Raw genomic sequence first — 21,601 nt, 5'->3', positions numbered from 1 at the left:
GTCCGCTCCTTTCATGTTACCGCTAATGGTTACCGCGTATTTGCGGGAAAACCTCCCGTTAATCAAACATGGCCTAGCGGCCACCGCCAGTAATGAAAATGGTACGGTCATTCACCTACTTTTCTGTTACATTTAAAGTGTGAGTCATAGGTCGGCCAAATATTGGGGATCTACCCCGTCCGTTAATCGGACCAACTGCAGCCATGAGGATCGCCGAGTGTTGCCTTGAGCACGTGTATAAATTTTCTCCTCAAAAGGTTGCATGATTCACACCCATACTGCAACTGGAGGGATAATATGGACGCCATACGCGAATGTTGTGCTGGACTGGATGTCCACCAGGAAACTGTAGTAGCTTGCCTGCTGAGCGGGCCGCTTCATAAGAAGCCCAAGTCTGTTATTGAAACATTCGGTACCACTACACGAGAGCTCTTGCGGTTACAAGACTGGCTCGTAAAGCACGAATGCACAGAGGTTGCCATGGAAAGCACAGGAGTTTATTGGAAGCCGGTGTGGAACATACTTGAGGGCACCTGTACTTTAACCTTGGCAAATTCGCAACATATCAAAAACGTTCCTGGCAAGAAGACGGATGTAAACGATGCGGAATGGATTGCGGGATTACACCGTTGTGGGCTCATCGATGGTAGCTTCGTCCCGGATGAATCCATACGAGATTTGCGGGATCTTACTCGCTACCGTCGAAAACTCATTCAAAACCTTACTCAGGAAAAAAACCGAATCCACAAAATTCTTCAGGATGCAAATATCAAACTAACCACGTTCATCTCGGACCTGTTCGGTGTTTCTGGACGTGCCTTACTGGGATCCATCGTCAACGGGGAAGTCCTTGACGTACATGAGGTACGCAAAATGGTACACACCCGGCTGAAGATGAAGGTCCCGTTGCTGGTTGAAGCACTGAATGGTCGCCTGCGCTTGCATCACCGAAACATGATCAAGCGGCACTTGGAACATATACATTATTTAGAAAAGCAGATTCAGGAACTCGAGGCTGAGATTGAATCGGCAGTAGAGCCTCACATGAGGGAAATACAGTTGCTCGATACGATTCCGGGAATTGACTTCGATGCTGCGGCGAGCATCGTAGCGGAAATAGGTACCGATATGGCGCATTTCCCAAGTGAAGCTCACTTAGCCTCTTGGGCAGGCGTTTGTCCAGCCAACCATGAGAGTGCCGGTAAAAAAAAAGAAAAAAGAACAACCGCGGAAACAAGCATATAAAGTCCGTGTTATGCCAAGCGGCATGGGCAGCGATAAAAAAGAAGGATAGCCGGTTTACAGCAGTGTACTCCCGAATTGCAAAGAGGGCAGGCACACAGAAGGCTAACATGGCGATCGCCCATTTGATGATACGAATCATTTATGTAATGCTTCGTGATAAAGTGCCTTATGAAGAATTAGGGCGCGAGTATTTAGTTTCCGACAAAAAAGTAGCAGAGTCCCTTGTGAAGAAGCTACAAAAGCTAGGTTACCACGTCGAACTAACCGAGACTGCTTAAATATTAGTTTTTAAAAAAAGGCAAAAATCATTTAAGGGATGCTTTAAAGTCAATTTTAATTTCGCGCTGTGAAGCAACAAATTCATTTTCGTATAAATTGACCGCTATAGCCCCCTGAATCGGATTTAGCTGGAAAAACTCCATCTGTTACGTGCCCCCAGCCGCCAATTACTCGATTTCAGTTGAATTTACGGGAGGTTTTCCAGTTAATTGCCCTCTGCGGTGGCGTTGACATCCAATTAACGGGAGAAAATCCCGATAATTTCCCAAGCTCATTAGCTTAGACCTATGACTTCATTGCTAAGATTATCTGAAAGGTAATCTATAAGATCATCGATAAATGAACCATAGGATTCTAATGCGTTGAATCTATTGTATACCCCCTTGCGGGAAAGGAACAGCGGCAGCCAAGCGCCAGCCGAAATTGTAACGGATGCAGCAGCGGGAATATGTCATCTAAAAGTCTAACCGAGGCAGCAGCGGCTGTACGCCAGTTTGAAATCTAACGGCCGCAGCTGCGGCTTACGTCTGCCCTAAATCTAACGGACGCAGCAACCGCCTACGTCAGCCGTAATTCTAACGGACGCAGCAACCGCCTACGTCAGACGTAAATCTAACGGACGCAGTAGCGGCTATTTCGGCAAAAAGCGCTTTTCCCGCATTCTAACGGAAATAATAGCGCCTATTTGCTTGCCTCACCGCCAAAAAGGACAGATTTTCAGCAAATAGCGGCTATTATTTCCGTTAGCTTTTGAAAACCGCCGATTTGGGGCAAATAACGGCTATTATTTCCGTTAGAATTTCGGCGGCGGTTTGACGAGGACGATCCGACGAGGACGATCGATCCGACGACGAAGATGATTCATCGTCAGCATCCGGCGGACGGAGGCCGCATAATTTAAAAAGAAACCGCCCCTCGTTCATCGGATGAACGGCGGGGCGGCTTCTCGATTTCCTTACATTGTTACATATGAATCTCGATGACCTGGCGCTCGCGCGAGCTTTCGGCTAGCCGCTCGAGTTCAGCGCGGCGGATGCGCACGCCACCGGCCCGGTAGCGGTTGCTCATCGGCTCGGCCGCCGCCTCCCGGCCATTGACCGTAACCCGCTCGATCGCGGACCGGCCCGTGAGGCGGTAGACGATCGTCGCCGGCGATCCGGCCACCTCAAAATCGAAGGCCGCGCCGTCAAGAGACTCCGGCAGCACCGGATCCAGAATCAGGTCCCCGCTCTCTTCGCGAACGCCGAGAGCCTGGGAGATCAACTGATTCATATAGATTCCCGGGCCGCTGGAGTAAATTCTCCAGCCGCCTTTGACCGGCACGGCGCCGCTGCGGAGCTCGTCAAAACGCTCCTGCGCCTCGTACCGGTTGTTGAACTTCCCGTCCGAGCTGCTGAAATACGCGTTGGCCTGACGCAGCTCCGCGTTCGGCACCACTTCGCGGAGGCCGACCGGGTTGATCATTGCCAGGCCGCGCCAAACCTCATCGCGTTTGCCGAGCTTGGCCATCGCCTCCACGTAGCGGATATGCGCGTGCACATACTGCAGGCCGATCTCCCGGCCGAAGTTGGACGCCTGCTCCGCGCGTTTGAAGTGCGTGCTGACCCCGCCGGCATATTGGGCCGGACGGTTCATCAGACGCACGCCGTCCGGGCAGTAGAACTGCTCCCGGATCAACCGGTAATGCGCCTCCGCCTGTTCCGGCGTCAGCAGCTCGCTGATCATACTGCGCGTCATCGGCAGCAGCCGGTACTGGATGCCGGTTTCGGTATCGCTCGGATGCAGCATCAGCTTGGCCTCCTCCGGGCGCTCCATGTACACGAAGCCCGGAATGACGCCGGTCCCCAGCATGTACTTGCCGAAATCGGCGCGAATGCCGTCCGCCATATCCTGAAGCTCCTGCGACGCTTCCGGACGGACGCCGGACAACACCTGCGCAAACCGGCCGATCGTTTGGTACGTCAGCGCCACCGTCCAGCTGCTGATCATGTACTGCTTCAGCTGCGCGTTCGCCGGCTGCAGCGTATCATCCCAGTCCCCGTCCCCGTAGGAGGACAAATGGGTGCCGTGGAGGAAGTGCCGCCGGATATAGCCGATTTCTTTTTCCGCGTGTTCCATCAAGGTCGCCGTCTCGGCGGTAAAGTCGAAGGAACCTTTCCGTGTGTACGGAATGGGTTCGTCCAGAATGCCGTAATCCCCGGTCACCGCCAGGTAATCGCCCAGGACCTTGAGGGGCCAGACGATAATATCGCCATGGCTCTCTTCCTGCTGGATGCGGGTGTAATTGTCGAACATAAACCATTGCGGCCAGTTTCCGTCATCCTCGTATTGGTGAGCGAAGACGGTCAGCAAAATTTCACGGACCCGGTCATATTTGCGGGTCGCCAGGAAATACTCGACCGGCCCCTGGCAGACATCGCGCGTCCCCCAAGCCGCGCCGCCGTATTGCTCCAGCCCGTGCGGCACCGAGTAGTGGACGAGCATGTTATGCGTGTACCACCAGGCCAGCGCATTGACTTTGAACAGCTCGCCCTCGTCGCCGCCGTTTCGATACAGGCGGAAACCGTTCATGACGCCGCGGAAAAATTCGCGGTAGCGGGCGATCTCCTCTTCCGCGGAGGCCGGGACGGAGGAGGAAAGCGAAGGCGCCCCCGCCGCCGCTTCATCCTCCAACTGCGCCTGGATCGTCAAGGACCACGAAGCGGCCGGATTCAACTCCAGCACGGCCAGCGGGGCCGTTTCCGACTGCGGCAGCGAGACCAGCTTGCGGTCGTCGAACAGCTTCATCCCCATGCCGGCTCCCCCGGAAACCTCCATCCGGTACTGCAATCCAGGGTACGCGTCTGCCCCGGCGCTGAGCGCGGACGGGTCGGCCCGGAAAATCACGGCGTTCTCTCCGTCCACCTCGAACCGGTAAGGGATTTCATGCTCGTTCACGTGCATCGTAATCTGATTCGTGACGAGGCAGCGGTAGGTGTTACGGTTCGCGGAGGCAAAGTGCAGTACCACCTCCGGCGAGTCATTCCGGGTGTAGTTCGTGATCGTAAGCAGATCATCGCTCAATTGATAGTACCACCGCACGTAGTTGAAGCCCATCTCAAAAGCCGAAGGCATGGTCAACAGGCGGTAGACGCCGCCTTGCTCGATATATAAACGCTGGCCCGATGTTTTGGCGGCGTTGAGCGCATTGCGGGTGTTGGACATCAGCTTGTTGAAGTTGGTGTTGCCGATCACGACCTGCGAATTGAACACGCCATATATATAAGAAGTCGTCGTGATCACCCGGCTGTTCATCCGGTCGTTACCGCCGCTCATCAAAATATGGCCGTGGGGGCGTTCCACGCGCAGTTCTTTTTCTTTCAATACCACGTGCTCGTAGGTGTCCGTAAAAAACGACAGCAGTTGTCCGTCCTCCCGCTCCTCCTGCTTGCGCCGCGGGAACAACCGATCCAGTTCCTCCGCGGTCAGCGAACGCCCCGTTATCGGCTTGCCGATTTCCGGGGAACGTACGGCGCGCGGCAGAACTTCCGCATCCGCATCCGCTTCCGCTTCCGATTCCGTTTCCGCCGCAGCCGGGTTCCCGGACTCCGCCTCGCTCCAGGCCGCACGAATCTCCTCGCGGAATTCCAGACGCTCTATCGCAAACGGATGATCTTCCTTGAACAGGCCATAGAAAACAAAACGAACCGGGGCTCCCCCGCCGAGTTCCACAGTCTTGGTCTGCAAGGCGGTGTATGCGAACTCGTATTGATACACCTCATTCGCCAGCTTCGGACGGGTCAGGGCTTCCGGCACGTCGGTTTCTTTGTAGGACAAACCGAAAAACTGAAACCCGTCCGTGGAAAAACCGGCGCTCCCCGTCAACACGCCCTGCTGGATATAAGGAAAGCGCCCGCCCTGCGGCTGATTTTGCCGGGAACAAACCACGTAACCCCATTCCTCGTCCTCGAATACGGCATGGTCGATATATTGGGACAAATAGGCCTCGTTGCTGCGGACCGCGCCCGGTGCGGCGATGCCGATGTCCTGCCCGTACAGCACGTCCGCCTTGCCCCGGCCGCCTTCCAGCGTAACCTCCCAGAACCAGACGCCCCGCCCGGTCAGCGTAAACACAACCTGGTACCCGATGCCTTCCGCAATCCCGTTCCAAATCATCCGGCGCGCCGTCCGGCTCACCGAAGCGCCGGAACGGATGCCCAGCAGCGGGACGGCCCGAATGCCGTCCTCTCGGTGCAGGCGCAGGTAAAGATTCCCCAGCGCGCCGTCGGCGGCGTGCGGCAGAAGCTGATTGATCATGGTGGTCTCCGACGAAGCTTGATACAGATCGCCGCTATTCAAAAAGGAAAAGGTCAGGCCTCCGGCCTCCAGCTGATATTGATGCACCTGTTTGGTCATCGCATTTCACTCCCCATCTGTTCGTGTTGGTTGTTCCCGAGGCTTGCTCCCTGAAGCCGGATTCCCGACGTGACGGGGCCTTTCTCCAGCCGGAATCGCAGCTCCTCGGCATCGCGGCTGTTCGGCCCCACGAATACCGAGAATTGTCCGGCATCGCTGGCAAACTCCAGATTCTGATGCGTGTAACGGAGCATTTGTTCCGTTACCGTGAAACGAACCTCACTGCTTTCCCCGGCCGCCAGGCGTACCTTGGCAAAAGCCTTCAGCTCTTTGACCGGACGAACCGTATCCCCCACCCAATCGCGGATATAGAGCTGTACGGTCTCTTCGCCCTCCGCCGGACCGGCGTTCGTCAGCACCACCGATAATTCCAGGGGTCGGTCCGGCGTCATGATTTTCCCGGACAATTGCGGCTTGCCGTAAATGAACGTCGTGTAGCTCAACCCGAAACCGAACGGCAAGAGCGGTTCGTTCGGAAGGTCCAGGTAATGCGAAACATAGCGCTCTTGGGCATCCGGCGCGCCGAGCGGGCGGCCGGTGCTGAAATGGTTGTAGTAAACCGGGATCTGTCCGACCGCGGCCGGGAAAGACATGCTGAGGCGGCCGGACGGGTTGGCGTCCCCGTACAGCAGGGCGGCGATCGCCGCGCCGCCTTCGCTGCCCGGGAACCAGGCCTCCAGCACCGCGTCGGCGGTGTCGTACACGCCGCGCAGGTCCAGCGGCCGGCCGTTGAACAGCACGACGGCCACCGGCTTGCCGAGCGCCTTCATGCGCCGAAGCAGCTCAAGCTGCGCCGCCGGCAGCGTGATATCCGCGCGGCTGCCCGCTTCCCCGCTCATCTCCGACGACTCGCCGAGGGCGAGCACGATGACGTCCACGTCGGCGGCGGCGCGGGCCGCCTCCGCCCATTGGGCTTCCGTCATCGCCTCGATGCCCGAGCCCTCGGCCACGGAGATGTCGCCCGGCTCCGCGGCGGCCGCTTTCATGGCCGTGTCCAGCCGGACCGCATCCTTGCGCGATCCGGTCCACGACCACGGCCCCAGGATGTCGCCGCTCTGCGCGAACGGCCCGACCAGGGCCACCCGCTGTCCGCGGGCCAGCGGCAGGACGCCGCGCTCGTTCTTCAGCAGCACGCACGATTTCTCGGCGAGCTCTCGCGCGGCGGCCCGGTGTTCGGCGCAGAAGACGATTTCTTTCTCCGCCTCGGGATCCGCCCCGCGGTGCGGCCGCTCGAAGAGGCCCAGCCTCTCCTTCAACTGCAATATGCGCAGCACCGCCTCGTCGATAATTTCCTCCTCCACGCGTCCCTCCCGGACAAGCCGCGGCAGATGATGGACGTAACAGGAGGTCATCATTTCTATATCTACCCCTGCCTGTATCGCCTTATAGGCGGCTTCCGCTTCATCTTCGGCCACCCCATGCGGGATCAATTCTTTCACCGCGCCCCAATCCGAAATCAGGACGCCGTCAAAGCCCCACTCCTCCCGCAGCAGCTTCCGCATCAGTCTGGTGTTTCCGCTTGCCGGTACGCCGTCGACCGTATTGAAGGAGGTCATAACCATCTCGCAGCCCTCGTCCAGGGCGGCCCGGTAAGCCGGAAGGTAATACTCGCGCAGTTGCCATTCCGACAGGTCCACGGTGTTGTAATCTCTCCCGCCCTCGGACAATCCGTAAGCGGCGAAATGCTTCACGCAGGCGGCCACCCGCTGTACATCCTCCCGCAGATTTTGGCCCTGGAAGCCGCGCACGAAAGCCCGTGCGAGCTCGCTGTTCAGGTAAGGGTCTTCCCCCGTCGACTCCATGACTCTTCCCCACCGGGCGTCGCGGACGAGATCGACCATCGGCGCGTAGGTCACGTGAACGCCGGAGACCGCGGCTTCCCGGGCGGCGATTTCCGCGCTCCGCTCGGCCAGCGGAAGATCCCAGGAGCAGCCGATCGCCAGCGGGATCGGGAATATGGTTTTGAAGCCATGCACAATGTCCGCCATAAAGAGCAGAGGAATGCCCAGCCGGTTCTTTTTCAAATGCGCTTTCTGAACGGCGATTGTTCCTTCGGCGCCCGCGTACCCCAGCACCGAACCGCTGTTTCGCACCATCTCCTCCGTCACGCCCATCGATTTCATCGGACCCGTGATTTGCCCTTCTCCCTCCGCCCCTTCAAAGAACGGAGCCGCCAATTGCATCAGCTGAGCAACCTTTTCCTCCAGTGTCATTTGCGTCACCATTGTAAGCAGCTGCTGATTGTCCATGTCTAGTCCTCCATCGCTTTTGCTTATGTTTTGATTCGCAGCGCGCCAATGAATGGAAGAACCCGGTGCGGGAAACCCACGCCGGGTTCTTGGCCTGCTGCCTATTTCTTCAGGCTGTTCAATTCGTCGAGCACCGGTTGCACGAGCGACATTTTGCTGTTCACCCATGCTTTCCAGTTCGCTTCCAGATCCCCTTCCTGCAAGATCAGGTTGGTGTATTCTGTGGCGTAGTCGAAGCCGGCCTGATTTTTGGCCTTGGAGTCATACAATTGTACATCCCAATCGTACTCGGCCATCGCTCCGCCTTCCGTACTGAGCTTCGCCTTGTCTTGATAGTGCTTGACCGCTCTTTCGCGGAATTCTTTCTTGATCGCCGGGTTCACGACGCTGAAGTCGTCGCCCAGCAGATAAAGGCCTTCGAAGCGGCTAGGGTATTTCTTCTCCAAGGTCGTTCCTTCCGGAAGCAGGCTGACGAGTTCCTTGTTCTCGTCATACTTCCAGTCTTTTCCTTCAAATCCCATATTCAGCAGAAGCTGTCCTTCTTGACTGATCGAATAGTCCATCAAATCCATAACGCGTTCGAATTTCTCTTTGCTGATGTTCGGCGAGAAAATAATGCTCGACCAGAAGTTCGCTTGCTCCAGGTTACGGTACTTCCCGTCATCGCCGAGCACGATCGCCGTGTGCACCACTTCCGAGCTGTCGAGGCCCAGGTTCTCTCTCATCCGCGTATCGATATCCTGTCTGTAAGAAGCCAGACCGCCAATACTTGTGATACCGGCTACGCCGTTAATGGAGAATTTCTGGCTGGCCTCCTGGCTTTTCCATGTATAGAATTCGGGGCTGAGCAATCCTTCTTTGTATGCGGCTTGATACTGCTTCAACGCGTTCAAAGTTTCCTCGTTGGCGGGACCCCATTGATACTTGCCGTCTGCGCCTTTATAGAAGGCCGATTCTACGCGGGAATGCGCGCTGTTTGCCATGATGATGTTGGTCAGCGAATCGTTGATGTCGAAAGAAATCGGCACCAGTTTATTGCCTACCTTGCCAGGATCTTTTTCTTTAAGCAGCCGGGCGTATTCCATCAGTTCTCCGACGGTATAAGCGTCTTTGAGTTCAAAACCGACAGCCTTGGCCCAGTCTTTACGCAGGCCGATGACCCCAATTTGGTTCAACAGCGGATCGGCCGGCTTGTTCTCGAAATACACCGGCTTCGGCAATACGTAAGTTCCGCCGGTCAACTCCTCCAGCTTTTCGCCGAGCCCGGTTTGTTTATAGGCCGCAGCTACGTTTGGCCAGCGCTCTTTCCAGTCGTCCGGGAGCTTGTATAATAACCCTTGTTCGATATAGTTAATGGCGTCGCCATGCACATAGTTCCAGCTGGCTACATCGGGCAAGTCGCCGGAGTTGATCCACAGGCGGAGCTTTTCCGGCCAGGAATCCCATTCCACATAGTTGTAGTCCCACTCCAAATTGAACTTGTCCGACCAATATTTATGGAATTCGTTATCCAGCACGTCGGGTTTTTCCAGTTTGATCGTACTGGCCAAAGAAATTTTCAGTTTCTTGTCGTAGCCGTCTTTGGCATTGCCGCCTGAGCTTGCATTCGAGCCTTGCGCATTTCCGCCGTTTCCGCTGTTACCTTCCCCTTTGGAACAAGCGGCCGTCACCGCCATCAGGACGATGCACAGCGATAAAACCATAATTCTTCTGATCGAAAGCCATTGGGTTGCTTTCATGTTTTGACCTCCCTGTTTTTTTAAGTAGTTGCAAAGCGAGAATTTTATGTGTATGAATCAGGTCTTGATAGCCCCTGTCATAACCCCTTTGGCGAAATGCTTTTGAAGCAGCGGGAAAAAGCACATGATCGGCACCATGGTGACGAAAACCGCCGCCATTTTCATCCCCATCGAGAATCTCTGACCCGCCGAGGCATCCAGACTGGCCGCGTTGGACGTGTTCAGTTGCGACTCCACGATGATGCTGCGCAGCACGTTCTGCAGCGGCATCTGCTCGGCTTTCCGGAGGAAGATCATCGCGTCATACCAGCCGTTCCAGATCGCCACGCCGTAAAACAACGTAATTGTGGCGACGATCGGCGCCGATAGCGGAAGAATAATCGAGAACAGGATTTTCCACTCTCCCGCACCGTCCAGCCGCGCGGATTCCATCAACGACTCCGGCAGGGTGTGGAAGTAGTTCATCATCAAAATCATGTTGAAGGCGCTGAAACCGCCGGCCAGGACGACCGACCACAGGCTGCCCGTCAGGTTCAAATCCTTCATGATCAGGTACAGCGGGACAATCCCCCCGTTAAAAATCATCGTGAACAAGACGAGGAAGAAAATCGGCTTTTTCCCCGGATATCCCGTCCGGCTCAGCCCGTAGGCCATACTGGTCGTCAGGAACAGGCTGAGCGGCAGGCCAAGCAGCAGAAGTTTAAGGGTATTGAGATAGCCGGTGCCGATCCCTCCCTTCTCAAAAAGCTGTCTGTAATTGTCCAAGGTAGGTTGGCTCGGGAAGATCATCAATGGATGGTCGGCGTATTCCTTTTGCGTCGAAAACGAAATCATGACGACATTCCAGAAAGGAATGAGGATGGCCAAGGCCCCCAAGGTCAACAAAACAAAGATGATGGCATCCATCCAGGAAAATTTGCGTTTCTGTATCATCGTTCGCACTCCTTTCTCATCGGAACAGCCCGTCGCCGCCCATCCACTTCGCCGCCCGGTCGGCAATCAGCAGCAGCGCCATATTGATAATGGACCGGAACAAGCTGACCGCGGAGGAGAACGAGAAGTCGGTGGCGGATTGGAACGTAATCCGGTAGATGTAGACGTCAAGCACCTCTGCCGCATTCTTCGTGGCGGCGTTCATCAAGTTAAAGATCTGATCGAAGCCCGAGGACATCAAGCCGCCGACGGATAGAATGAACATGACGGTAATGGTTGGCAAAATATTCGGGAGCGTGATCCGGAACAGCTGCTGCAGCCGGGTCGCCCCATCAATTTGCGCGGATTCGTACTGGTCCATATCGATCCCCGAAATGGCCGCCAAATAAATGATGGCCCCCCACCCCGCGGACTTCCATATGTCCGTCACGATGACCATCGGCACGAACAGTTTTTCCGAGCCCATAAAGTTGATGGGCTGCGCCCCGAACAAGGTCAAGGCACTGTTGATCAGCCCGTCATGAGAGAGGACGTTGATCACGATCCCCGAAACGACGATCCAGGACAAAAAATGCGGGAAGGTAAATACGGTTTGCATCACTTTTTTATAACGGCTCATGCGGAGCTCATTCAGCAGCAGAGCCAGCATGATCGGGAAAGGAAACTGAATGATCAGCTTGGTGACGTTGATTGCAAGCGTTTTCCACACCGCGTCGATAAAGGCGGGATCCCGGAACACATACTCGAAGTTCTCCCACCCGACCCAAGGGCTGCCCCATATTCCCAGGTTCGCCTTGAAGTCTTTAAAGGCCAGGGACAAACCTCCCATCGGCATGTAAGCAAATAGCACGAGCCATACCAAGCCGGGAATCAGAAGCGTATAAGTCATCCGGTGTTTCCAAATTTGTCTGAAATACGTTCCCAGCTTATTCCCGCCGGTGCGGCTATTCTGAGGTACTGCGGCTGCCGGTTTCAATTTTGCATCTCCTCGCTCTACTAGAATCTATTTGTGATACAGGAAGTCAAAAGCGGTTTTTAAATGTTCCTCCCAAAAACGCCATTCATGCGTTCCCGGGGTTTCGACATACCTGAAATCAAAAGGTGACTTTTCCATGTAGGAGGCAAAAGCGCGATTCATTCCGCAAAACGGATCCTCCGACCCGCAGCAGGCGAGCAGGGAAGGAAGCCTTTTGTTCTCCCGGACGAGCGTGTCGGCCAAAGCGTATAAATCCTGCTCCGGCTTGACCTCCAGGCGCTCTCCAAACACCGCCTTCATCTCCTTGATCATCCCCGGGGGCATGTCCGGATCCCGCAAGCGTTCCCGGATATCGGTGACGCCGGAGAGCGAGACCGCCTTGGCATATTTCTCGGGGAAGGTCAGCGCGCACTTCAGCGCTCCGTACCCGCCCATCGAGAGCCCGGCCACATAGGTTTTGGCGGGGTCCGTATCCAGGTTCAGCATCCGGGCGCATAGCTCCGGCAGCTCCTGCGTGAGATAGGTGAAATAATCGAGCCCATACTCCATGTCGGTATAGTAGCTGCGATTCACCTCCGGCATGATCACGGTGCAGCCGTAAGTTTGCGCATAAAGCTCGATCGTGGTCAGCCTGTGCCAGGTGCTGGCGTCGTCGCCGGCTCCGTGCAGGAGATAGAGGGTCCCCCCATCCTGCCTGCCCGCGTCGCAAGGCGATATGACATGAATGGATGTCGTCATCCGCAGCGTAGGAGAACCTGTTTCCACGGTTAAAAGCGCCATCTGCTTGCTCCTCTCCTTTTCCTTGCCGATCCGTTATTTGCCGATTTTCTTGCAGGACCCCCGCTTGACCAGCACGGAATCAAACACGACATGCTTGTTGGTCGACTGACCCGTAATCAGGTCGAACAGGATTTCCACGCTGGCCTTCGCCATATCTACCCCCGGCTGGCTGATGGTGTCCAAGGAAGGGTGGTAGTACTCCGCCATCTCGATCCCGTCGAAGCCGATGACCGAAATGTCGCCCGGGATGGACAAACCCGAGGAAAGAATCGCCTTGGCCGCCCCGATCGCGATCGTATCCGAGGCCGCGAACACCGCGGTCATATCTTTGTTCTTGTTCATCAGCCGTTTCGTGGCGGTGAATCCCGAGCTTGGGCTGTACTCGCAATCCTCGACCAGGGAAGGGTCGTAAGGAATGCCATGCTCCTCAAGCGCCTTGATGTAACCGAGCAGCCGCCGGTTCCCCGTCGTATGCTGTACAAGCGGAAACCGGGCCAGGAAGCTGATCTTCGTATGTCCCAGGGAAATCAAGTAACTTGTCGCCTTGTAGGCCTCCTGGACATCGTCGATGATGACGCTGGAGAAGACCGTGGGATCCACTTCCTGGGTCGTCGTGATTGTGGTCAGAACGAAGGGAATATTGAGCTGCCGGAACTTCTCTTCGGAGTGATCGTAGGTTCCCCCCATAAAAATAACGCCGTACAAATTTTTCTCTTTGACCAGTTGAAGCGCCGCGTTAATCTCGTCGCTGCCGTCTTCGACATGTTGGATCAGCAGCGGACAGCCCCGGAGGTTCACCTGGCGTTCGACTTCTTTAATCATGTTGGAAAAGAACGGGTTGGATATCCCTTTAACCATAAGCGCAATCGTGTTGGACTGCGTCATCTTCAGGTTGCGTGCGCTGCTGTTAGGGATATAGTTGTACTTCTTTACCACTTCCATCACTTTGGTCCGGGTGGCATCGCTTACAAATCCCGTATTATTTAAAACTCTGGAAACGGTGGAAATGCCAACTCCGGAGAGCCTTGCAATGTCTTTTATATTCATTTTCTTACGGACCACCTCTGCTATAATGCCTTATCCCACCTGGGTGGATCGGGGATTTCAGGATTTCCATTGTTTTCGGGAAACGTTTCCCGTTCAGGGTAAATCCAGCCCATGGCAAGACATTCTTTCGATGGATAACATTATGCACCCGATGTTTCCGAGTTGTCAATAATCAATTTTTAAAGCGGGTCTCTTGATTTAATGCGCTTACAAAGTTGATTTACACCATTTTCCAATGAGTTCCCCCGCAGCTTGGCATGTTATTGACATTTTTGCGGCGCTCCTTTACGATCGTCTTAGATAAACCACAGAAAAGTATAGGGAAACGTTTCCCTATACTTAATATCCTTTCTTTATTCGGATTGGAGTGTCTCATAAAGGAGGAACCAAGATGGCGCTGAATCTGTCCGCGTTTCAGGCAAGGCTTGAGCGTGAAGGGCTTCATGTTTTTTCCGTTCGCGTAGTGCAGCATGGCGAGGCGGTAGGGGCGGAAAATTTTGCGGGTGCCGACGACATTCGTCGTTTACAGCATTCCGTCAGCAAATCTTTTACGAGTATGGCGGTCGGCCTCGCCCTTGAGGAAGGACGGCTGGATTTGGATACGCGGATCGGAGACGTGTTTCCCGAGGCCGGTTCGGATCGGGCTTCCTGCGCCTCCGAAGCCCTGGATCCCGCACAAATCCGGTTGATCGATCTGCTGCGGATGTCCAGCGGCCATGATACCCCGCCTTTAACTTATGAGGAGAGAGCCGTGCTGGAGGAGCCCGACTGGGTGAAGCATTATTTATCCCGGCCGCTGGACCGACCTCCCGGGGAATTGTTCACATACAGCAGCGGGGATACCTATATGATTTCGGCCATGCTGGAGGCCGTAACCGGGCAGACGGTGAAGGATTACCTGGTCCCCCGCTTGTTCGAACCTATGGGAATCGATGACGTGCGTTGGGATACCTGTCCGCTTGGCCGAACGCTCGGCTGCACCGGATTGTATTTAACCACCGAAGAATTGAGCCGGTTTGGGGAGTTTTTGCTGCGCCGGGGGGTGTGGAAAGGCCGACGACTAGTCTCCGCCGCCTGGATCGATCTGGCGACGAGCAAGCAGGTCGCCACGCCCGAAGACGGCGGTGACTGGGGGGCCGGTTACGGCTATCAATTTTGGCGCTGCACGCACGGGGCCTACCGGGCCGACGGCATGTACGGACAATTCTGCATCGTCCTTCCCGAACGGGATGCGGTGGTCGCCATCAACAGTCAGGAAGAAAATATGCAGGGGATCTTGAACGCCGTTTGGGAGGAGATCTACCCTCAGCTCTGAAAATAAATGCGTGGTAGTTGGAACATCCGGTTCCATGGATTGAAGGCATGTTCGATGTCCGGCCAGCATACACTTGTGACAAGCAGGCTGTAGGACTGGCCCGAACCAATGCCTTCATCTCGAATAAAGGATGGTCCCTTGTGAATTTATTAACACGCAGAACCAAAGCCTATCTTGTTCGCCGTTCTCTCCAAAAAGGCTCCATGATTTTTGCCGGCTCCATGATTCAGGGGTTTGCCATGGCCGTCTTTTTATTTCCACACGCCATTCCCTCCGGCGGGGCCGCGGGTCTCGCGGTGCTGCTGAACTACTGGTTTCAACTGCCGATGAGCATCGGGTTATGGCTGATGAACTTTCTCTTTCTGATCACTTCGATACAGTATCTGGGTAAAATCAGCGCGGTGGGCACGATCGGCGTCATCACGACGACCGCGGTATCCGTCAATTTCTTCGAGGTTTACTTCCGCTCTCCCTTCGAGAACATCTGGCTCGACCTCTTGATCGGCTCCATCTTTCTCGGCCTCGGCATTACCCTTCTGCTCAAGCAAAGAGTGTCCAACGGCGGGATCGGATTCGTCGCGCTCGCCCTTTCCAAACAGAAGAAAGTGGATCCCGGCAAAGCCCTGTTCTGGATGAACGGCTTCATCTTCCTCCTTACGGCCGTTGTGATCAACTGGCAGATCGTGATCCAGGCGCTGCTCTGCCAGTGGCTGTCCACCCGAATCGTGAGCTGGCTCTACCGCGTTTCATTTCCGCCCGTTTTGCAAATGGCCTGGCGCAACAAAAGGGATGGCTGAGCGCCATCCCTGCGTACCGAGTGGGGAAGATTTCACGGTTAGTCCAGAGTTTCCTTGTATGTGGTCAGAGCTTTTTTAAACCAATCCTCGTTAGCTTCCATAAAATCCTGCTCCCCTATAAACATCATTTGGGTAAATTGACGTGATGAGCGGGTAATCGCCATGATTACCATCGCCCTTCTCCCATTGAAGATTCCAGTTCCTTTAAAATAAATCGCTTCATAACCTTTGATGTTGATGGGTTCGGGCTTGGTCCAACTGGGATTTTCCAGCGCTAAACTCTCGATATAGAGTTGGTAAGCATCTTCCATTGTTACGGATTCGAGTCCAGCGGCGTCTTCGGCATATGCCGTAAAAAGGGTGTTGTCGCTGCCATCGTGACGCAGCTCAATCTCACCATCATCAAACAGCTTAAATTCTTTCCATACCTCGGTAAGCTCGACCTTCATTGAAGCACGTTTATTTTTGAATACCTTGGATTTTTCCTTACTGAAGTCAAATGAAAGGTTTGGTTCTTCTACCTCTTTCAGCACTTTGAAGGAATCCACAATACGTTTATACTCCCTTTTGTGTGAAACAAAATCTTCGGGTGGGCATGTGACCGTTAAAAAATAATAAGCGTTCCCTTTTTTTAGCCCTGTCATCAGTACTCCTCGCTTTTCCCCCTCCAACTCCGTTCTTCCTTCCAACTGGTACGCCGGCTGACCGTCAATGGTAAGATTTCTCCAGCCGGTCTTCTCACCGTGTCCCACTAGTTGAAGAGAATCGAACCTCTCATTGACAATCGCCTCAGGTTCTTTCCCTTCCGTCATTTTCGACTCGAACACCCTAGCAACTAATAATTGGGCATTCCTGTCGTCGTGCAGTATAAACTCGGCGACTTGATCATACGGGGTCCTCATCTTGTTCCATTTCAAAGGGACCTTGATTTGCAAGGATTGATCATTATTAACGATCGTTTCACTTTGATATTCTATAAATTGCTCCTTCTCCGCAGGTTTCAGAACTTTAAACGTCGACATTAGTTTCCGGGACTCCTCTTTTGGGTGAGAAGACGCCTCCGGGCCGGTAATTTCTATTAAGTAAAATGCATCTTCCTTTTCTAAAAATGTCTGCATTACATATTCCGTTGCGTTATTATGTATTCGCATGATATATCTCTCTTTTGCCGTAACCCCATCGATCTCTACGGTTTGGACGACTTGTACATCAACACTCGCATACTCTTTATCCAACTCTTTCTCCCATACTTCGAGAGTCATTCCTTCGCTAGCATCCGCGCGAAGTTCCTGCATAATGCTTAAAGTTACAAGAGTTCGATTTGTTCCATAGCCGTGAAGTACAAGACGGGTACTTCCGTAGGTATGGTCCCCTTCATCCAACCACCAAGACTCCGGAACGGAAATTTGAACCGTCCCGTCCTTGCTCCCGACCGTTTTAAGCGGCTCGCGCAACAAAGTAAGGCCCTGCTCCTTCCCTTGAACAGGATTTGCATTGCCGTTCTCCCCCGACTGGCATCCCGTAATCAAAACGAACAGCACGATGCAGGCAAGCCACCACAACCTATCCATTCCTTGCCTCATTCTCATAGCTTCCTCCCACCATCCAAAATCTGTTAATGAATTATTTATCTTTTCATTTATCGGGTGGGACAGGTGAAAATGTTAATATTTAGGTGGCTCAATCCAGCGTTAACGGAAGTTTCTCCCGTTAATTTAGCTCGTTACGTCCATAGGACATAACTTAGCTCACTGGCGTTGCATCAAACCTGACATGGTGCTGCCGCCCCCGCCATCTCACTTACCGCCCGTTATGATAGCGGCATTTTGGGCTGCTATTTCGCCCAGATATGCTTTTTCGGGAAAAATAGCGGCTAAAAAGGGCCTTATTTCTCTGGTGCGAGTACAGAAATCAGGTTTTGGCCCGCTTTTTTTCAAAATAAGGCCCCAAAAGACCGCTATTTCACAGCAAAGAGCCAAGTTCGACAAAATAGCGCCGCAAAAGGCCGTTATCCACCCGCCCGGCTTCAAAAGGTGGCGGTTACGGCCATTAGACCCCTCGGGTTCATGCAACGCTAGTGAACTTAGCTGGAAATTATCCCGATAATACCGCCCAAAAGGGGCGAACGAGGCCTCTGCCCGCAGATTTGCTGGAGGTTTTCCAGCTAATTGTGAGCTGCGGCGGTTCGCCTCCGAATTAACGGGAATTTCTCCCTTTAAGCCCCCTCACTCCCCGCCGGGCCTTCCGGCTTCAAGTCCATCATCGCCCCGAACAACTGGGAGCCCGTGGTGAAGCAAATATAAGCGCAGAGCTCGGCTATTTCCTGCTCGGTGAACAGCTCCCGCAGGATGTTAAAGCTTGCTTCCCCTATGGCGCCGCGGTCCTTCAGAAACAGCTCCGCGAACCCGACCGCGAGGCTGGTGCGCATGTCCTCCTGGCTCGCGTCAGCCCGGCCCTTGGCCTGGCAGTACTCGCAGCCGTTGCCGAACGCAAGTGTGCGGCGAACCTGCTCCTTTAAGTTCCGATCCAGCGTTCCCGCGGAATAGAACGTTTCCTCGAGTCTAGTCCACTCCGTCAAGATCGCCTCATTATGTCCCAACAGCCTCTGAAACGGCGTGTCTCCCCGGTCGGAATAAGCAATTCTTGGCATAAAAAATACCCCCTTTGGATTTATTTTGATTATATATACCAACCGGGGGCGAATGAATTATAATTGATATTAATCATATGGGTTTTCCGATCATATATAATCATTTTATAGAAAAAGAGGTTTCATATGAAAATTGACGAAATCGATATCGCCATCCTGAACGAACTGGCTGTAGACGCCCGGCTGTCCATGCGGGAACTCTCCAAAAAGGTCAATCTGTCCCCACCTTCCGTCACCGAGAGGGTACGCCGTCTGGAAAGCGAGGGGATCATCGAGGGTTACACGATCCGCCTGAACCGGAAACGGCTTGGCTTCGGACTGGAATGCATCATGGAAATTACTGTGCGGAATGGAGATTACGAACGGCTCCGGAATCTTATTCAGGATCATCCCCGTGTCCTTGGCTGTTGGCGGACCGCGGGGAAGGCCTGCTTCTTCGTACATTTGTACGCCAAAGACTTGGCGGAGATCGAGGAGTTTGTAGACCGAATCGCCTCGTTTACCGCTCCCTCCACCAACATTATTTTTTCCGAGGTCAAAATTCGTACCCCGCTAAAAGACCAGTTGTCCGGCGGCCCTGCTGATTTTTAACTGTATGCCTGCCCCGCTACCCGCCGCTCCAAGTGCTCCGTCTCGTTATCCCGACTTGGCGCAAGGAGGCGCTCATGCACAAAAAGATGCAAATCTGCAGGAATTTTCGCCAGCCATCTAGACTTCCGCTCAAAAAGATGCAAATGTGCAGGAATTTTCAGGCGGCTGGGGCCGCAGGATGCTATTTCCCGATAAAAGCTGCAGATTTGCATCAATTTTTCCATCGGGGCTCCATATGAGAAAAAAACCTGCAGATTTGCAGGAATTCTCACTGACAGGCCTAGCTCGGACGATCCCGACCTATCTCGAACTCCCGACCTATCCCGAACTCCCGACCTATCCCGAAACTCCCGACCCTATCCCGAACTCCCCACCTACCCCGAACCTATTCCGACCACCCCCGAACCTATCCCTGATCTGCCTCCGGCTATCCCGGGCTCTCCCACAGCACAAAAAAAGAACCCCTCCTCATCACCGAGGCAAGGGTTCTTTCAAATTATTTACGCGTAACGGTGTAGCCTTTTTCTTGGAGCAAGGTTACGATGCCCTTCTCGCCGAGCATATGAGCCGCGCCCACAGCGATCATGTACGTCGAGGAGTCCTTTCCTTTCAAATAACCTTCGATTTTCTCGGTCATTTTAACATTGCGATCCACGAGCATGGCTTTGTAGTACTCGTCGCCGCTGGATTTAATGGCATTAACCATTTCGATCAGCGCTTGATCATCGCCGGTTTTCCACATTTCGGCCATCGAGTTTACGCTGTCGTCTACCGCCTGGAGACTGTTCAGCGTGGTCAAGAGATTGGCTTCCTGCAGTTCCTGAGAGAACTCGTTGAACATTCCCAGCTGCGATTCATAACTTTCGAGTTCGATAACCGGAATTTTACGCTCCATAGCTTTCGAAACGAAATAGTAATCGATGCCGACTTGTCCTTGATACCCGCTCTTGCTGGCCTGCAGGGTCTGGAGTGTCATTTCGACCACCCAAGGTTTGAACGGATCGAACGCATCCCGTTCCATCCCGTTTTCGGTGAGGAATTTGGCCAATTTCGCGTAAGTTGTCTCGGAAATATGGTCCTTCAAAGTGGTTCCGTCCTGATAAGTCCCCAGATCCAACAGCAGCTTCTGCATCTCGGGAGAAGACCCCTTGGTCACGTCGACTTCGACTCCGAGGTTATCCGCTTCGGCAAAGGCACTTTCAATCGCAGGGTCGAGCGGATAGAAGCTATCGTCCGCGACATGCATGGTTCCCAGCAGGTAAACTTTATTTCCGGCATTTTCGACTTCCCACAGGAAGCCGCGGCCGCTGGCGGCCGCCGGTTGCTTGGACCAAATATAAACGGCGCGCTCCGAGGCGCCCCAGTGTACATCGTAACCGGAAATTTCCCCGAACGAACGGACCGGGAGGTACGTGACGCCGTCCACCGTTTTGGAGCCCGAAACGTTTTGGGCTTGTTGCTCCGGCTTCAGTTTCAGAGCTTTATAGATCTCTTCCGCGGGAACCAGGGTCGATCCTTGGTCGATGACAGGCGCATGTTCACCGAACTGTACCCATTCTCCGTCCACTTTAACCGATACCGTATTCGGCGCAGCCGAAGTCGCAGGGACGAGCACAACCAGCGACATGATCATGGATAACAGCGAGGCTGTCCATTTTTTAAATCTCATTTTCTAGTAACTCCTCTCTTATGTATATCTAATTAGTATAGCGAAGTCGGTCGTCGAAGCCAACCCCGCATAAGAAACGCCTGCCGTTGGGCAGATTTAATATAATCCGGCGGCCCTCGTCTATTGGAAGACAAGATGAAAAAAAACGCCCGCTGTGCTACAATAACGGAATGTTCAACGGGAAATTGCCTAGGAGGTTAACAAAATCGCATGCTGATTATCGGAATCGCCGGCGGCACCGGTTCGGGAAAAACCACGGTGGCCCGCTCTGTCATCGAGCAGCTCGGCTCGGACAAAGTCACATTTATATCCCAGGATAATTACTATAAAGACCAGGCGGACCTGACCATGGAAGAACGGCTGCTGACCAATTACGATCACCCTTTCGCTTTCGACAATGAACTGCTGATCGAACATCTTCAATTGCTGAAAAAGGGGCTGCCTGCCCACGCGCCGGTCTACAATTTCACCGACTATACCCGCTCGACCTCGGAAACCGTCTTGCTCCAGCCCAACCGGATCGCCATCGTCGAGGGCTTGTTCGTCCTCTATGACGAACCGCTGCGCAAGCTGCTGGACATCAAAGTGTTTGTTGACACGGATGCCGATGTCCGTCTGCTGCGCCGCGTGCTGCGGGATATGGAGGAGCGGGGCCGCTCGATTCATTCGATTTACCAACAGTATCTGGCCACGGTGAAGCCGATGCACGAAGCGTTTATCGAGCCATCCAAAAAATATGCCGACCTCATCATTCCCGAGGGCGGGCATAACGAGGTCGGCATTCAGCTCCTGAGAATCCTTACCGAGAAATACCTGACGGGTGGAGAAGAATGGCCCGTCGGATAAAGAATCCGTCTATGATAATAACCGGACGTTGTCCCGCTTTATGAACCTTTTTCGGGTACATGCAGGACGGTCCGGTTTTTTCCTGCTTTT

At 54.1% G+C, this 21,601-nt stretch carries 15 protein-coding genes and 1 pseudogene; 6 read left to right on the top strand and 10 right to left on the bottom strand.

Annotated features, from left to right (window positions below):
• Positions 1-297 precede the first annotated feature (297 nt).
• Positions 298-1,253: pseudogene (locus FRY98_RS19755) on the top strand (IS110 family RNA-guided transposase); the annotation flags it as partial.
• Between the two features lie 99 nt (positions 1,254-1,352).
• A complete protein-coding gene (locus FRY98_RS29040) occupies positions 1,353-1,523 on the top strand; it encodes a hypothetical protein (RefSeq protein WP_249043370.1) in 171 nt (56 codons plus the stop codon).
• 964 nt (positions 1,524-2,487) lie between these two features.
• On the opposite strand, the gene FRY98_RS19750 is transcribed toward FRY98_RS29040, so the two are convergent.
• From FRY98_RS19750 to FRY98_RS19720, 7 genes are all read right to left on the bottom strand, one after another.
• Complete coding sequence (locus FRY98_RS19750; RefSeq protein WP_148455167.1) at positions 2,488-5,919, bottom strand: GH36-type glycosyl hydrolase domain-containing protein; 3,432 nt, start codon at positions 5,917-5,919, stop codon at positions 2,488-2,490.
• Positions 5,916-8,168, bottom strand: a complete 2,253-nt coding sequence (locus tag FRY98_RS19745; protein WP_148455165.1) for a glycoside hydrolase family 3 N-terminal domain-containing protein — start codon at positions 8,166-8,168, stop codon at positions 5,916-5,918. Before FRY98_RS19745 ends, FRY98_RS19750 begins: the two co-directional genes overlap by 4 nt.
• 101 nt (positions 8,169-8,269) lie before the next feature.
• Positions 8,270-9,907 (bottom strand): type 2 periplasmic-binding domain-containing protein, encoded by a 1,638-nt coding sequence (locus FRY98_RS19740; RefSeq protein ID WP_148455164.1) that lies wholly within the window; start codon positions 9,905-9,907, stop codon positions 8,270-8,272.
• Positions 9,908-9,964: 57 nt separating this feature from the next.
• Positions 9,965-10,840, bottom strand: a complete 876-nt coding sequence (locus tag FRY98_RS19735; protein ID WP_148455162.1) for a carbohydrate ABC transporter permease — start codon at positions 10,838-10,840, stop codon at positions 9,965-9,967.
• A 16-nt stretch (positions 10,841-10,856) separates the two neighbouring features.
• Positions 10,857-11,816 carry an ABC transporter permease gene (locus tag FRY98_RS19730; RefSeq protein WP_412067008.1) on the bottom strand — a complete coding sequence of 320 codons (960 nt, stop codon included), beginning with the start codon at positions 11,814-11,816 and terminating at the stop codon, positions 10,857-10,859.
• A gap of 27 nt (positions 11,817-11,843) precedes the next feature.
• Entirely contained in the window at positions 11,844-12,596 is a 753-nt protein-coding gene (locus FRY98_RS19725; RefSeq protein WP_148455160.1) for an alpha/beta hydrolase, read from the bottom strand.
• Positions 12,597-12,629: 33 nt separating this feature from the next.
• Positions 12,630-13,643 (bottom strand): LacI family DNA-binding transcriptional regulator, encoded by a 1,014-nt coding sequence (locus FRY98_RS19720; RefSeq protein WP_148455158.1) that lies wholly within the window; start codon positions 13,641-13,643, stop codon positions 12,630-12,632.
• A gap of 391 nt (positions 13,644-14,034) precedes the next feature.
• On the opposite strand from FRY98_RS19720, the gene FRY98_RS19715 reads away from it, so the two are divergent.
• Positions 14,035-14,958, top strand: a complete 924-nt coding sequence (locus FRY98_RS19715; protein WP_148455156.1) for a serine hydrolase domain-containing protein — start codon at positions 14,035-14,037, stop codon at positions 14,956-14,958.
• Between the two features lie 140 nt (positions 14,959-15,098).
• Positions 15,099-15,755: a YitT family protein gene (locus FRY98_RS19710; RefSeq protein WP_318249401.1), complete on the top strand. Its 657-nt coding sequence runs from the start codon at positions 15,099-15,101 to the stop codon at positions 15,753-15,755.
• A 38-nt stretch (positions 15,756-15,793) separates the two neighbouring features.
• Here FRY98_RS19710 and FRY98_RS19705 read toward each other — a convergent pair whose 3' ends face one another.
• Positions 15,794-17,326 (bottom strand): hypothetical protein, encoded by a 1,533-nt coding sequence (locus FRY98_RS19705; protein ID WP_148455154.1) that lies wholly within the window; start codon positions 17,324-17,326, stop codon positions 15,794-15,796.
• Between the two features lie 644 nt (positions 17,327-17,970).
• The gene (locus FRY98_RS19700) at positions 17,971-18,405 is read right to left on the bottom strand and encodes a carboxymuconolactone decarboxylase family protein (protein ID WP_148455152.1); all 435 of its coding nucleotides are present in this window, start codon (positions 18,403-18,405) and stop codon (positions 17,971-17,973) included.
• Positions 18,406-18,531: 126 nt separating this feature from the next.
• Here FRY98_RS19700 and FRY98_RS19695 point away from each other — a divergent pair, with 126 nt between their 5' ends.
• Complete coding sequence (locus FRY98_RS19695; protein ID WP_148455150.1) at positions 18,532-18,996, top strand: Lrp/AsnC family transcriptional regulator; 465 nt, start codon at positions 18,532-18,534, stop codon at positions 18,994-18,996.
• Positions 18,997-19,492: 496 nt separating this feature from the next.
• Here FRY98_RS19695 and FRY98_RS19690 read toward each other — a convergent pair whose 3' ends face one another.
• Entirely contained in the window at positions 19,493-20,665 is a 1,173-nt protein-coding gene (locus FRY98_RS19690) for a TraB/GumN family protein (RefSeq protein WP_148455148.1), read from the bottom strand.
• 210 nt (positions 20,666-20,875) lie between these two features.
• On the opposite strand from FRY98_RS19690, the gene udk reads away from it, so the two are divergent.
• Entirely contained in the window at positions 20,876-21,511 is a 636-nt protein-coding gene (udk, locus tag FRY98_RS19685) for a uridine kinase (protein ID WP_148455146.1), read from the top strand.
• The last annotated feature ends 90 nt before the right edge of the window (positions 21,512-21,601 follow it).

The organism is Paenibacillus faecis, assembly GCF_008084145.1.
Lineage (GTDB): Bacteria > Bacillota > Bacilli > Paenibacillales > Paenibacillaceae > Fontibacillus > Fontibacillus faecis.
This window is presented reverse-complemented; position numbering and strand designations above follow the sequence as displayed.